Genomic DNA, 375 nt, shown 5'->3' on the forward strand with positions numbered 1-375 from the left:
AGGTCGTGAAGGCCGCCAAGAAGCTGGTGGACCTGATCGGCGCCGACTACATCGTGTCCGTGGGCCGCGGCATCAGCAAGGATGTCGAGGGCGGCATCAAGCTGGCGGAAGAGCTGGCGGACGTCCTGGGCGGCGTCGTGGGCGGCAGCCGTGCCGTTATCGACTCCGGCTGGCTGAGCGCTGACCACCAGGTGGGCCAGACCGGCAAGACCGTGCACCCGAAGGTGTACATCGCTCTGGGCATCTCCGGCGCCATCCAGCACAAGGCCGGCATGCAGGACTCCGAGTGCATCATCGCGGTGAACAAGAACGACACCGCTCCCATCTTCGAGATCGCCGACTACGGCATCTGCGGCGACCTGTTCAAGGTCACCC

At 65.6% G+C, this 375-nt stretch carries 1 protein-coding gene; it reads left to right on the plus strand.

All coding sequences use genetic code 11. From position 1 onward, the window contains the following. Positions 1-375, plus strand: a 375-nt coding sequence (locus H9X91_RS14090) for an electron transfer flavoprotein subunit alpha/FixB family protein (RefSeq protein ID WP_204805886.1), incomplete at both ends; no start/stop codon positions are given.

It is taken from the genome of Oscillibacter valericigenes, assembly GCF_016902445.1.
GTDB classification, from domain to species: domain Bacteria; phylum Bacillota; class Clostridia; order Oscillospirales; family Oscillospiraceae; genus Oscillibacter; species Oscillibacter avistercoris.